The following is a 13,396-nucleotide window of genomic DNA, read 5'->3' as shown; positions in this document are numbered from 1 at the left end:
ATCTCCGCCACCGGGCTTCGGTGGCGCCGTGTGGAGAGATTTGTCTCGCTCGGCTGATTACTCGCCCAGTTTGGGTTCTCAGGAAGGGGGTGGAGCATGGCGTTTGTCCACAGAACGCCAGGACCGGACGGGGTAAGGATGCACGACGAGGACCACCCGCAGCGCGGATCCGACGTGTTCGAGCGGCAGCCGCGCACCACGGAGGGCGCCGCTGCCATAGCCAGCCTGCAGGCGCTCAGCGACAGCGTCCACGAGGCCGACGAGCAGGCGCTCCGCACGCTGGGGATGCTGCCCGTCGACGCACTCGCGCTGCGGCACCTCGTGCTCGCGGACCGGGACGGACGGCTGGTGAACCCGACGCAGCTCGCGCGGGTGTTGCGGCTCTCCACCGCCGGGATCACGAAGCTCATCGATCGCCTGGTGCGTGATGGGCGTGCGGAGCGGCGGGCGAACCCCGAGGACCGCCGCGGCGTCATCATCACGGCGACCGGCTCCGCCGAGCAGGACCTCGCACGTGCCTACGGGCACATCCACGCTCCGCTCATCGAGACCATCGACGCGCTGAGCGTCGACGAGGCGACGGCGGTCCGCCGGTTCGCCTCCCGCCTCGCCGAGGCGCTCCGGCAGGAGATGCCCTCCCCCGGCGCCCCCTGACGCCGGCCCGGCGCGGTGGGTCGGTGGCTGCGACGGACGGGAGGCCCGTGGCGGCGTCGCCACGGGCCTCCCGTCCGTCCTTTTGTCGCGTTGCGCGACGGGCGCTACCGCACCCGCTTGATGGGGATCACGACGAGTGCGCCGATGATGGCGATCGCGCCGGCGGCCCAGCACATGAGCGTGTAGTTGTCGGCGGCGTCCCCGGACCCGATCTTCAGGAAGAACAGGGCGACGGCCGGGGCGAGCGACTGCGGCAGCGCGTTGGCGATGTTGATGACGCCGAGGTCCTTGCCGGGACGGTCGGCGTTCGGCAGGACGTCGACGACGAGTGCGGTGTCGATCGCGGAGTAGATGCCGTACGCGAAGCCCATGATGACCTCGGCGACGTAGAAGCCGTTGACCGTGTCGGCGTGCGCCAGCACGATGAGTCCGACCGCGAACATCGCCGTGGAGCCACCGACGAACACCTTGCGGCGACCGAGCTTGTCCGAGGCCCAGCCGGACAGCGCCGCACTGACCAGCAGCGCGATCGTGTAGAGCAGCACACCGAAGGCGACGGCGGCCGTCGCCTCCTTCGCGCTCTCGATGCCGAGGTGCTGCTCCATGTAGAGCAGGCGGTACGTCGTGAACATGAAGGTCGCGAAGATGATGAGGAAGCGCGACCACCACGCGAACGCGAAGTCCGGGTTCTTGACCGGGTTCGTCCAGAACGACGCGATGAGGTTCAGGAACGTGAACTTCTTGAGCTTGTACGTGGGCAGGTCGTCACGGGCGACGACGGCGTACACGGCGACCAGGATGATCGCCAGGATGCCGGGCGCGATGAACAGCACGGGCAGGTTCGCGACGAAGAAGACCGACAGGTAGGTGCCGGCGAGCACGGCGATGTTCTGCGCGAGCGCGATGATGCTCGAGGACCGGCCGCGCTGCAGCTGCGGCACGTTGTCGGCGAAGCTCGCGAGCAGGGTGGCGAGCGTGGCGTTCGCGGCGAGCTGGGCGAGCAGCCAGGCCAGCGTCAGGTTGAGGACGTCGGGCGAGTAGGCAATCCAGGCGAGGGCGATCGCGAAGACGACGACACCGCTGAGCAGCCAGGGGCGACGACGACCCCAGCGCGTGCGGGTGCGGTCGGACAGGGCACCCGCGAGGGGGTTCATGATGAGCGCACCGAACGCGCCGATCGGCAGCACCGAGCCGATGACGTTCGCGGCGTCGTCGCCGACCAGGGCCTGCGCCTTGAGCTGCATGCTCACGTAGACGGGTGCCATGAGCGCGACGAAGAGGCCGAACTGCCCGAGGAACAGGGCGATCTGGTAGCCGATGCCCACCTTGACCGTGCTGACGGGCTGGGTGATGCCCTCTTCCGGGTTGAGCAGTGCCGGGCTGCCGGGTTCGGGTGTGCTCATGACGCCTCCTTGAGTCGATGAAAACCTTGCCTGACAAGGTTTTTCCGACGCGAGCATACATCGACACGTGTTGTCTGCAACACCGGCCGCGTCCCGGGCCGCGTCACACGGGGCAGCAAAAACTACACACCGGGTGGTTTTTGGGGTAGCGTCGTCATCGATCTCGCCGCGGAGCATCGCTCCTCGACGGGCCGCGACACCCAGACAGGATCGAAGGAGCCTCTGCAATGCCCACCACTTCTGTGCAGCTGTACTCGCTGCGAGACGCCATCGCCGAAGACCTCGACAAGGCCATCGCCCGTGTCGCCGAGATCGGGTACGAGAACGTCGAGCCCTACGCGTTCGTCGAGCGCGCCACCGACCTCGAGCGTGCGTTCGCGGCCACCGGCCTCAAGGCTCCGTCCGGCCACGTCGCCGTGATCGACGCTGAGGACACCGCGCCGATCTGGGACGCTGCCGAGCGCCTCGGCATCCGCACCGTCATCGACCCGTTCATCCCGACCGACCGCTGGCAGACCGCCGACGACGTCGCGAAGATCGCCGAGCGCGTCAACGAGCTGACCGCCGAGGCCGCCGGCCGTGGCCTGCAGTTCGGGTACCACAACCACCAGTGGGAGTTCACGAACAAGGTCGACGGCCGCACCGTCTACGACCTGTTCGTGTCGCAGCTGTCGCCGGAGACCGTCCTCGAGGTCGACACCTTCTGGGCGACCGTCGGTGGCGCCGACGCCCCCGCCGTGCTCAAGGGCCTGGGCGACCGCGTCGTCGCGATCCACGTCAAGGACGGCAAGGTCGACGGTGACATCCGCACCGCGCTGCCCTCGTCCGAGAGTGCCCTCATCGTGCCCGAGGCGCTGCAGCGCGCCTTCGAGAACCAGACACCGGCCGGTCAGGGCGACGTCGACGTGACCGCGATCCTCGCCGCCGCACCGCAGGCGATCCGCGTGGTCGAGTTCGACGCCTACAAGGGCGACGTCTTCGAGGGCATCACCGAGTCCCTCACCTGGCTCAAGGACAACGACAAGTGAGCCGTGTCGGGATCGGCATCATCGGTGCCGGCAACATCTCCACCCAGTACCTCGAGAACCTGACCAAGTTCGCCGACGTCGAGGTCCGCTTCGTCGCCGACGTGCTGCTCGAGCGTGCCGCTGCGCAGGCGGCTGCGTACGGCGTCGCCTCGTCGGGATCGGTCGAGGAACTCCTCGCCCGCGACGACATCTCGATCGTGATCAACCTGACGATCCCGGCCGCACACGCCGAGGTCGACCAGCAGATCATCGACGCCGGCAAGCACGTCTGGAGCGAGAAGCCGATCGCGACCGACCACGCGTCGGCCGCCGCGGTGCTCGAGTCGGCGAAGGCCAAGGGCCTGCGCGTCGCGACCGCTCCGGACACCGTGCTCGGCGCGGGCATCCAGACGGCGCTCCGGGCCATCGCCCGCGGTGACATCGGCGAGCCGCTCTCCGCGACGACGCTGTTCCACGTCCCCGGACCCGAGGCGTGGCACCCGAACCCGGACTTCCTGTTCGCCACCGGTGCCGGCCCCCTGTTCGACATGGGCCCGTACTACGTGACGACCCTGGTGCACGCGTTCGGCACCGCCTCCCGCGTGCAGGCCGTCTCGTCGAAGTCGCTCGACCGTCGCACGATCGCGTCCGGCCCCCGCGCCGGCGAGACGTTCCCGGTCGAGGTCCCGACGCACCACGCGGCCCTGATCGAGTTCGCCGGCGGGCAGTCCGCTCAGTCGACGTTCTCGTTCCAGCACGCCCTGCCGCGCATGGGCTTCGTCGAGATCAACGGCACACTCGGCACGATCTCGCTGCCGGACCCGAACACGTTCGAGGGCTCGTCGCAGCTCTGGCGCTACGGCCAGGACGAGCCCGAGACGCTCGAGGCGGTCGGCTCCACCTGGGGTCGTGGCACCGGTGTCGTCGAGCTCGCCCGCGCCATCGCCGAGGACCGCCCCGAGCGTGCCTCCGGCGCCGTCGCGCTGCACGTGCTCGACGTGCTGCTCGGCATCCGTGACGCCGCCGAGTCGGGTTCCGCCGTCGACATCACGTCGACCGTGGACGCGATCCCGCCGCTCCCCGAGGACTTCGACCCCGCGGCAGCCGTGCTGACCGCGGGCGCGAACGCGTAGGAGCGCCCAGGAGCGCCACGCGCACCACTTCGTGAGCAGCAATGGTCGGGTCCCGAACGGGGACCCGACCATTGCTGCTCACCAAGCGAAACCGCGCCGCCCGCGCCTCAGACCAGCGCGGTGAAGGACGCGTCGCGCACGAGCAGCGTCGCCGCGTCGCCCACCACGGCCTGGTCGGGGTCGCTCGACAGCCCGAGGGACCAGCTGCCCCCACCCGGACGCTCCGGCAGCGTGAACTCCACCGTGGTGTCCGACGCGTTCAGCAGCACGGCCACGGTGTCGTCTCCCTGGTGGAGCACGAGCGTCACGGCCCGGTTGCCGCCGTCCGCCCAGTCGCCGTCCTCGAACCCGGCGGCGTCGGCACGGAGCACGGTCACCGTCGACTCCGAGTGACCCGGCGCGGTGCGGAACCACTCCGGACGCAGGGCCTGGTGCTGCCGACGGAACGCGATGGCCGCCGTGGTGAAGGCGAGCAGGTCCTGGTCGGCGGCGGCCCAGTCGAACCACGAGATCTCGTCGTCCTGGCAGTACGCGTTGTTGTTGCCGCCCTGTGACCGGGCGAGCTCGTCGCCACCCAGGATCATCGGCACGCCGGCGGAGAGCAGCAGGGTGCCGAGGAAGTTGCGGCGCTGCCGGTCGCGGTAGTCGTTCACCGCGCCGTCGTCGGTCGGGCCCTCGATGCCGCCGTTGAACGAGGTGTTGTCGCTCTCACCGTCGTTGTTGTCCTCGCCGTTCGCCTCGTTGTGCTTGTCGGCGTACATCGTCAGGTCGGCCAGGGTGAAACCGTCGTGGGCGGTCACGAAGTCGATCGAGCACAGCGGGGAGCGCCGTGAGCCCTCGTAGACGTCCGGGCTGCCCAGGACCCGCTGGACGGCGTCGCCGAGGGCGCCCTCGTCGCCGCGCCAGAAGGCACGCAGGTCGTCGCGGTACTTGCCGTTCCACTCGGACCAGTCGGCCGGGAACCCGCCGACCTGGTAGCCGGCGGTGTCCCACGGCTCGGCGATCATCTTGACCTCACGCAGCACGGGGTCCTGGTGGATGATGTCGAGGAACGCGGAGTGCTTCTCGGCCTCGCCGTCCTGGCGGGTGAGCGTCGTGGCCAGGTCGAACCGGAAGCCGTCGACGTGCATCTCCTCGACCCAGTAGCGGAGCGAGTCCATGATGAGTCCGAGGGCCGCCGGGTGCCCGACGTTCAGGCTGTTGCCCGTGCCCGTGGTGTCGAAGTAGTTCGCCTCGTCACCCTCGACCAGCCGGTAGTACGACTGGTTGTCGATCCCCTTGAACGACAGCGTCGGGCCCATGTGGTTGCCCTCGGCGGTGTGGTTGTAGACGACGTCCATGATGACCTCGAGCCCCGCGGCGTGCAGGGCCTTCACCATCTCCTTGAACTCGGCGACCTGCTGCCCGGCGGTGCCGGCGGACGAGTACTCGTCGTGCGGTGCGAAGAAGCCGATGCTGTTGTAGCCCCAGTAGTTGCGGAGCCCCTTGTCGAGGAGCGTCGAGTCCTGCACGAACTGGTGCGTCGGCAGCAGCTCGACCGCGGTGACGCCGAGGTCGGTGAGGTGCTTGATCGCCGCCGGGTGGGCCATGCCGGAGTAGGTGCCGCGGATCTCCTCGGGGACGTCCGGGTGCTGCTTCGTGAAGCCCTTGACGTGCACCTCGTACACGACGGTGTCGGCGAGCGGGGTCCGCAGCAGGGTGTCACCGTCCCAGTCGAAGGACCGGTCGGCGACGACCGACTTGGGCATCGCGCTGGCCGAATCGGTCTCGTCGATCTGCTCGGGCTCGTTCATGTCGTGACCGAAGAGCGCCTGGCCCCACTCGTACTCGCCGTCGATCGCGGTGGCGTAGGGGTCGAGCAGGAGCTTCGCGCCGTTGTGGCGCAGGCCGTTCGCCGGGTCCCACGCGCCGTGCACGCGGAAGCCGTAGCGGGTGCCGACGGTCACGCCGGGGACGACGTCGTGGAAGGTGTAGCCGGTGCGGTTGCGGAGCTCGGTGCGGTGCTCGGTGCCGTCGTCGTCGAAGGTGCAGAACTCGACCCGCTCGGCGGTGCTCGAGAACAGGGCGACGTTGGCGCCCCCGTCGACGAGCGTGACGCCGAGCGGGGTGCGCGTGGAAGTGGTCATGCTGCCCTTCTACCGGCCGGTCGCTGTGCCACCGGCGGTCTGGGCGTACCCCTGGCCGCTCAGCGCACCGGCGGGACGAGCTGCTCGAGCAGCCGCAGCACCCGCTCGCCGTCGACGGCGTCGGGGTCGAGCAGCCACTGGACCTGCAGCCCGTCGGATGCCGCGATGCTCAGGCTCGCCAGGTCGACCGGGTCCAGGTCGGCGCGGATCCGGCCGCTCGCCTGGTCCGCCTCGATCAGTTCGGCGAGTTCAGCACGCAGCCGGGCGAAGCGTTCGCGCATGAAGTCGCGCGTGGCCGGGTGGCCCTCCTGCACGGCGTCGGCCGCGAGGGTCGTGTACAGCTGCACCAGCCCCGGCACGGCCCGGTTGCGCGACGCGCTCTCGCGCATGTCGCCGATCGCCGACTTCATCCGGTCGGGCGCGCCCTGCTCGCGGACCTCGTGCTCCCGGTAGACGGCGAGCAGCAGTTCGTCACGGCTCGGGAAGTAGTGGCGCAGTGCCGCGTGCGTGATCCCGAGGGCCTCGGCCACCGAGCGGAGCGACGATGCGTCGACCCCCTGCTCGGCGACCATGCGGATCATCTCGTCGAGGATCTGCGTGCGCCGCTCGGCGCCCTTGCGGTACCCGCCGCGGCGCGGCTGGGCCGCGTCGGCGTCGTCCGCGGGGTGGGTCATGGACCCAACTTACCGCTGGAAGGTTTTCTCGCCACCGTCCGGACTGGAGGCCCGTGGCGGGCGCACCACGGGCCTCCAGTCCGTGTCGGGGTCGCGTCGCACCCGCCGGGTCGCGTCAGCCGGGCGCGCTCGCGTCAGTCCTGGTCGTCGACCGTGTACTCGTCGACCGGCGCGGGCGTGCCCGCGGCGAGCGCGTCGACGATCTTCGTGAGCGAGTCGGCGAGGACGGCGTTGTCCGCGTCGGGGAGTTGTTCGAGCACCTCGACGACGGCCGCGTGGAAGCGCGCGTACGAGGCGTCGATCTTGTCGGCGGCCTGGTCGGTCGGGGCGAGCACCTGCGCACGACGGTCGGTGGGGTGCGCCGTGCGGGACAGCAGGCCCTTCTGCACGAGCCCGTCGACGATCTTGGTGACCGAGGCGTTCGAGACGGCGAGCATCACGGCGAGGTCCTTCGGGCCCATCGTCCGGCCGTCCCGGTGCGCCTGGAGCATGTACCGGACGGCGAGGAACTCGTTCTTCGACAGGCCGCTCTCGATGCGGGCGGACTCGATCTGCTGGTCCTCGGCGTGCTGCAGGCGCAGCAGCGCGTCGACGGCGGTCTTCGCGACCCCGGACTCGGGTTCGCGGGCGTAGAGGTGGACGTGCTCTCGACGGACGACGGTCAACGGCATGGGGTCATGCGCTCCTTGCTAAACGGCAGGCGTGGTGAAGAAGTCCGCGTAGGACGGTTCGGAACGACCGGCGAGCAGCGAGGGGTCCTGGATGCGACGCTCGACGTACGCGTCGATGATCGCCGGGTCGGTGAGACCGACGCGCGTGTGGCTGCCACCGATCCGTGCCGTCCGAGGCATCCCGGAGTACGTGCTGTGCATGTCGTGTCCCGCCCTTCTTGCTTGCCGTGTGTCCCCTGCGGACGCCTGAACTCTTTCACGAAGTGAACGGTCAGTTCAACGAACCATTCGCACTGTGTACGTTTTGCGCGCCGAACGGTTCGACGGCATCCGTCAGGGTCGTGAGGAGCTGCAGGAGCGCCGCCCGTCGCTGCTCGTCGAGCGGTGCGAACAGGGAGTCGAGCACCCCCTCGGCGATGCGGTGTCCCTCGTCGAGCACCCGCCGACCGTCCTCGGTGATCGCGTGCTCGATCCGCCTCCCGCGACCGGCGGTCCGGGTGATGAGCCCGCGGTCGAGCATCCGGTTGGCGAGGGTGCCGAAGGCCTGGTCGCTCTGGAACGTCGCGACGGCGAGGTCGTGCCCCGATGCGCGGGGCATCCGGTCGATCGCGCGCAGGGCGTCCCACTGCACGAGCGTCACGCCGAGGTCGCGCAGGGCGGCGTCCATCGTGCGGTGGTTGCGGTACTGCGCCCGCTTGACGGCGTGGCCCAGGGCTTCGAGGTCGGTCGGCATGGTGCTACGGTATCAACACTCGTAGATAAACATGTTGATACGGAGTCCCCATGACCCACACCCACACCCGCACCGCGCTCGTCCTGCACGGTGGCGGCGGCCCCCGGACCGTCGCACCGATCGTCGCGCTCCTCGCACCCGCCTTCCACGTCGTCGCCCCCACGCACCCCGGGTGGGACGGCACCCCGCGCCCGGACGGGATCGACTCCGTCCCGGCCCTGGCGACCGCGTACCTCGAGCAGCTCCTCGCCGCCGGAGAGCAGGACGTCGTGGTGGTCGGGTCCTCCATCGGCGGCTGGATCGCCCTCGAGATGGCCGTACAGGCTGCTGCCGACGACCGGTTCGCCGGGGTGGTCGGTGCCGTCGTCGACATCGACGGCGTGGGTGCGGTGGTCGAGGGCGAACCGATCGCCGACTTCTTCGCCCTCGACGCCCGCGGGCTGGCCGAGGTCGCCTGGCACGATCCCGAGCGGGGGTACCAGGACCCGGCGTCCGTCACCGAGGAACAGCGGGCGGTGCAGCGGTCGAACGGGCAGACCATGGCGGTCGTCGCCGGCCGGTCGATGAGCGACCCGACCCTGCTCGATCGACTCGGGACCGTGCGGGTGCCGACGCTCGTCGTGTTCGGTGCGAGCGACCGGGTCGTGACCCCGGCGTACGGTCGCGCGGTGGCCGCGGCCGTGCCGGGTGCGGTGTTCGCCGAGGTCCCGGCGGCTGGGCACCTTCCCCACCTCGAGGCCCCCGACGCGACGTGGGCGGTCATCGACCCGTTCCTCGCGCGCTGAGCAGGACGGACCACCACCGGCACGCGGCTCGCGGCACGCGCCTCAGACCATCGCCGCGGACATCACCGCGACCGCGACCCCCATCGCCAGGGTCTCGACCAGCGGCAGCGGACGCGAACGTCGCCGGACGCCGTCACGGAGCATGTGGACGGTGAGCACCAGGTACCCGAGGGTCAACCCGCCGAGCACCACCTGCCACGTCACCGCGACCACCCCGAGGTGCTGGTGCATCCCCGCGGCGCCGGCGTCGTGCGCCATGCCGACACCCATCGCGCCCATCACGAGCAGGCCCAGGGCAGCGTGCAGTCGCCCGTACCGGCCGTGGGCGGAGGCCGCGCCCCGCGGCTGAGCCGGCCCGCGCCTCCAGGCGGACGTGGACTGCAACCGGTGCACCCCGGCGACCACCACGGCGAGGAACGCCAGCACCAGGAACCACAGGACACCCGGCAGGACCCGGGGTCCGAACGCCCCGTCGACCATCGCCGCCACCATCGCGACCGCGGCGACCACGTCGACCGCACGGCCGGGGCGCCACGCCCCGACCGTGCAGCAGGCCCCGGCCGACGCCGGCACGATGGCCGCGAGCCCGAGCAGATCGGTCACGTCAGTGCCCGTCCCCGTGGTCGTGCCCGTGCCCGTGGTCGTGCTGGTGCTCGGCTGCGTCGTGTGCGGCCTCGACGGCGCCGGAGACGTGGTGCGAGCAGTGCGACCCGGCCGATGCCCCGATCGACGCCGGCACGTTCAGGGCCGGGTTCCGCGGGAAGAACCCGTACGGCTTGAGCGTGAACTTGGCGTAGTCGACGGGCATGACGGGCCAGTCCTCGGGCCGGGGGAAGTGCGTGGGGCCGAAGGTGTGCCACAGCACGATGTCCTCGCCGTCGAGCGGACGGTCCCCCTGCACGTACCGGGCGACGCCGTCCCCGCCGGGGTTCTGGTGCACGAAGTCCCCGGCGGCGAAGCGCTCGGCCGGGTCGTACTGCGTCACGTACAGGTGCTTCCGTGCGAACTCGGCGCGGGCGGCCACCGACGACGAGTCGTCCGCGAGCAGCACCGGGGCGTCCTGCGGGTACAGCACGTACCCGGTGGGGCGGTCGAGGTGGTTGCGCTCCTCGGTGTTCGAGATGAACCACGTCCGGGCCTTCGACGCGTCGGCGAGACGGCCGGAGGTCGACTCGGACGACAGCCGGGTGACCGACTTCGTGAACGCGTTGCCGTGCTCGTTGCCCGGGCCGACGGGGACCCGGACGGCGTCGACCTCGTCCACCGCGTTCGACAGCCCGTCGACCATCATGTCCAGCCGCGCCGAGAACAGGTGCTGGTGGTACGGGGCGCCGAGTCCGGGCGCGACCTCGGAGGCGTACGGGTAGTCCGCACCGGACTCAGTCCGACCCGGGTACGACGAGGTGAAGAGGACGCCGGTGAGCTTCGCCTCGCACTCGATCGTGCCGTCGAGGTACAGGTACCAGTAGAACCCGTAGTCGTAGTTGCCGACGGTGGTGAAGAACGAGATCACCAACCGACGGGAGCGCCGGACCTCCTGCGACCCGGTGTAGATGTCCCCGTGCTTCCACAGCGTGCCGAAGTCCTCCTCGTGCATGCAGATGCCGTTCCGGATGGTCTGCGGGTTGCCGAGCTCGTCGGCCAGGACGGCGTCGAAGTACTTGATCTCGCCGACGCAGTCGCAGCCGAGCTCGAGCGAGTTGGTGAAGCGTCCGAACAGGTACTCACCGGTGTCGAAGTAGTTCTGCCAGAACCGCACCGGCGACGGGTCGCCGTAGGGCACGAGCATCTCGTCGATCGAGGCCCGGTAGACGATCGGCCGCAGCCGCGCACCGTCCTGCCACGACAGCTGCCGGAGCACGAGCCCCTCACGGGCGTCGAACCCGACCTGGAACCGCCAGTTCGCCCACTCGACGAACTCGCCGTCGACCGAGAACGACGGCCCCTCGGGCTGCGTGATGACGATCGGCTTGAGGTCGAGCGGTTCGCCCTGCACCGCCGGGTCGTCGAAGTTGCCGGACGTGGCGGGCACGGGCATCTCCGCGACGTCCACGATGCGGGTCACCGCGCGGTTGGCGGCGTCGACGTACACGGACAGGCCGTCCACGGGGTGCGCCCAGACGTGGTCGGCGGGGTGGTCCTGGCGGAAGGCGAGCACGCGGAGGATCCGGCGCCCCTCCTCCTCGGGGTAGTCGTAGTACCCGGCCGACAGCGGGACGCACTTCACCTCGTCCGGCGTCAGGCCGCGCTTCGCCAGGGCGGCGACCCAGCGCTCGTCCGCGTTCGCGATCTCGCCGACGGCGTCGAACTCCTCGATGAGGACGGGCAGCTGTCCACGGGACCCGTCGAGCACGTCGGTGGACAGGACGATCCGGTCGGTGATCGAGACGACGCCGTCGGTGGAGCGTCCGGTCGCCATGTCGAGGAGCATCACACGGGCACGGCGGTCCGGCAGGGGACCGTCGCCGGCCTGCCAGGCCAGGACCTGCTGCTTGTGCGGCTCGTCGAGGCCGACGTAGACGAAGCGCGTGGTGTCGGTCCAGTCCGGCTGCGCCGTGATGACGTCGCGGACGGCGGTGAACTCGTCGGGGCTCAGGTTCGCGAGCGGGTGGGTGGTGGCGGTGACGGGATCGGTGAGGGTCATGCTGGTGGTTCCTTCGGTTCGGTCTGGAGGCGCGGGTCGGGTGGGTCGGTCAGCCGTCGCTGGCGAGACGGTCGAGCATCTGGTCGTAGCGGCGGCGGTCGCGCCGGCGCAGCACCACGGCCTGCAGCACGCCGACGGCGGGCACGACCACGACGAGGCCGGTGAGAACGGTGCTGACGACACCGAAGACGCTCGCTCCGGAACCGTCGACGTCACCGACGAGCGTCGGGAAGTTCGCCCAGATCAGGACGGCCGAGGCGACGAGCCCGACGAACCCCAGGACCGGGGCGATGACGGTGTTCCAGATGCGGCGGTCGGCGCGGTTCCGGCGGAAGTACACGATGACGGCGAGGCTCGTCGCGGCCATCAGGATCGCCACGCCCAGGGTGGCGACCCCGGCGAACCAGCTGAAGACCTGCAGGACCGGGTCGAGGCCGAGGACGGCGAACAGGACCATGAGCACGGCCGCGGTGACGGTCTGCACGACGCTCGAGGTGTGCGGGGACTCGTGCTTGCGGTGCACGGTGCCGAGACGACCGGGCAGGAGCGAGGCGTTCGCCATCGAGTGCTGGTACCGGGTGATGACGTTGTGGAAGGACAGGACGCAGGCGAACATGCTCGTGAGCAGCAGCACGTTCATGACGGCCTCGCCCGCGGTGCCGATGTACCGCGCCGCCGTGGTGAGGATGAGCGCGCCAGGGTCCTTCGCGGCCTCGGCGAGCACGCCGTCCGGCCCCCAGGCCATCACGAGTCCCCACGACGCCAACGTGTAGAACACCCCGATGCCGATGACGGCGGTGTAGGTGGCCCGTGGGATCGTGCGCTCCGGGTCCTTCGCCTCGTCGCGGAAGATCGCGGTGGCCTCGAACCCGATGAACGCCGCGATGGCGAACATGAGGCCGACGCCGGGCGAGCCGGACATGACGTGGGTCGGTTCGAACGGCGCGAGCGAGAGCCCGTCGGCACCGCCGCGGAACACGATCGCGGCGACCAGGACGAGCACGATCCCGACCTCGCCGACGAGCAGGACGCCGAGGACCTTGCTCGACAGGTCGATGTGCCGGTAGCCCAGCACCCCGACGAGCGCCACGACGACCAGGGACCACACGTACCAGGGGATGTCCGGTCCACCGAGGCCCGTGACGGTCACCCCGAGCAGGTACCCGATGTAGCCGTGCACGCTGACCTGGATCGTCGTGTAGGTCAGCAGCGCCAGGGTGGCCGCCCCCGCACCGGCCGGACGACCGAGCCCGTGACCCACGAACGTGAAGAAGGCGCCGGGTCGTGGCAGGTGCCGGGTCATCGCCGCCAGTCCCACCGAGAACAGCAGCAGGATCACGGCGGACGCGGCGTAGAGCGACGGGAACCCGACGCCGTTGCCGAGCAGCATGCCGAGCGGGGCGGCACCGCCGACGACGGTGAGCGGGGCGGCGGCCGCGACGACCATGAACACGATCGCGGTGACGCCGAGCGAGCCGCGCATGGTCCGCTGGGGTGCGGGTACGGCTCCGAGTGACGCGGGGTCCTTCGTGATGCTGGACATCGTGGCCTTCCGGTTCGGGTGAC

General features: G+C 70.4%; 13 protein-coding genes. 4 read left to right on the top strand and 9 right to left on the bottom strand.

All coding sequences use genetic code 11. The features are described from left to right. The first annotated feature begins 138 nt into the window (after positions 1-138). The gene (locus BIU91_RS04745; RefSeq protein WP_071404436.1) at positions 139-654 is read left to right on the top strand and encodes a MarR family transcriptional regulator; all 516 of its coding nucleotides are present in this window, start codon (positions 139-141) and stop codon (positions 652-654) included. A 104-nt stretch (positions 655-758) separates the two neighbouring features. Here the strand turns inward: BIU91_RS04745 and BIU91_RS04740 are convergent, their stop codons facing one another. Continuing rightward, entirely contained in the window at positions 759-2,057 is a 1,299-nt protein-coding gene (locus BIU91_RS04740) for an MFS transporter (RefSeq protein WP_051597042.1), read from the bottom strand. Between the two features lie 227 nt (positions 2,058-2,284). Between BIU91_RS04740 and BIU91_RS04735 the strand changes: the two genes are divergently transcribed. After that, the gene (locus tag BIU91_RS04735; protein ID WP_171907779.1) at positions 2,285-3,085 is read left to right on the top strand and encodes a sugar phosphate isomerase/epimerase; all 801 of its coding nucleotides are present in this window, start codon (positions 2,285-2,287) and stop codon (positions 3,083-3,085) included. Then, complete coding sequence (locus tag BIU91_RS04730; protein WP_071404434.1) at positions 3,082-4,197, top strand: Gfo/Idh/MocA family oxidoreductase; 1,116 nt, start codon at positions 3,082-3,084, stop codon at positions 4,195-4,197. The genes BIU91_RS04735 and BIU91_RS04730 overlap by 4 nt, the downstream gene beginning before the upstream one ends. Positions 4,198-4,304: 107 nt before the next feature. Here BIU91_RS04730 and glgX read toward each other — a convergent pair whose 3' ends face one another. From glgX to BIU91_RS04705, 5 genes are all read right to left on the bottom strand, one after another. After that, positions 4,305-6,323 carry a glycogen debranching protein GlgX gene (gene glgX / locus BIU91_RS04725; RefSeq protein ID WP_071404433.1) on the bottom strand — a complete coding sequence of 673 codons (2,019 nt, stop codon included), beginning with the start codon at positions 6,321-6,323 and terminating at the stop codon, positions 4,305-4,307. 59 nt (positions 6,324-6,382) lie between these two features. Continuing rightward, on the bottom strand, positions 6,383-6,997 hold the full coding sequence (locus BIU91_RS04720; protein ID WP_027466979.1) for a TetR/AcrR family transcriptional regulator: 615 nt from the start codon (positions 6,995-6,997) through the stop codon (positions 6,383-6,385). 134 nt (positions 6,998-7,131) lie between these two features. After that, on the bottom strand, positions 7,132-7,668 hold the full coding sequence (locus BIU91_RS04715; RefSeq protein WP_071404432.1) for a MarR family transcriptional regulator: 537 nt from the start codon (positions 7,666-7,668) through the stop codon (positions 7,132-7,134). 18 nt (positions 7,669-7,686) lie between these two features. Beyond that, on the bottom strand, positions 7,687-7,869 hold the full coding sequence (locus BIU91_RS04710) for a hypothetical protein (protein WP_071404431.1): 183 nt from the start codon (positions 7,867-7,869) through the stop codon (positions 7,687-7,689). Between the two features lie 70 nt (positions 7,870-7,939). Then, positions 7,940-8,401, bottom strand: a complete 462-nt coding sequence (locus BIU91_RS04705; RefSeq protein ID WP_071404430.1) for a MarR family transcriptional regulator — start codon at positions 8,399-8,401, stop codon at positions 7,940-7,942. A 50-nt stretch (positions 8,402-8,451) separates the two neighbouring features. Between BIU91_RS04705 and BIU91_RS04700 the strand changes: the two genes are divergently transcribed. After that, on the top strand, positions 8,452-9,186 hold the full coding sequence (locus BIU91_RS04700) for an alpha/beta hydrolase (protein WP_071404429.1): 735 nt from the start codon (positions 8,452-8,454) through the stop codon (positions 9,184-9,186). A gap of 42 nt (positions 9,187-9,228) precedes the next feature. Here BIU91_RS04700 and BIU91_RS04695 read toward each other — a convergent pair whose 3' ends face one another. From BIU91_RS04695 to BIU91_RS04685, 3 genes are read right to left on the bottom strand one after another with little or no spacing between them, the layout of a single operon-like run. After that, complete coding sequence (locus tag BIU91_RS04695; RefSeq protein WP_071404428.1) at positions 9,229-9,789, bottom strand: hypothetical protein; 561 nt, start codon at positions 9,787-9,789, stop codon at positions 9,229-9,231. Between the two features lies 1 nt (position 9,790). Then, complete coding sequence (locus tag BIU91_RS04690; RefSeq protein WP_071404427.1) at positions 9,791-11,830, bottom strand: primary-amine oxidase; 2,040 nt, start codon at positions 11,828-11,830, stop codon at positions 9,791-9,793. Positions 11,831-11,879: 49 nt separating this feature from the next. Next, on the bottom strand, positions 11,880-13,373 hold the full coding sequence (locus BIU91_RS04685; protein WP_027466974.1) for an APC family permease: 1,494 nt from the start codon (positions 13,371-13,373) through the stop codon (positions 11,880-11,882). Between the last annotated feature and the right edge of the window lie 23 nt (positions 13,374-13,396).

Origin of the sequence: Curtobacterium sp. MMLR14_002, from assembly GCF_001864975.1 — a bacterium.
In the GTDB taxonomy this organism is placed as follows: Bacteria; Actinomycetota; Actinomycetes; order Actinomycetales; family Microbacteriaceae; genus Curtobacterium; species Curtobacterium flaccumfaciens.
Note: the sequence above shows the minus strand (reverse complement) of the source record. Positions and strands in the feature narration are given on the sequence as shown.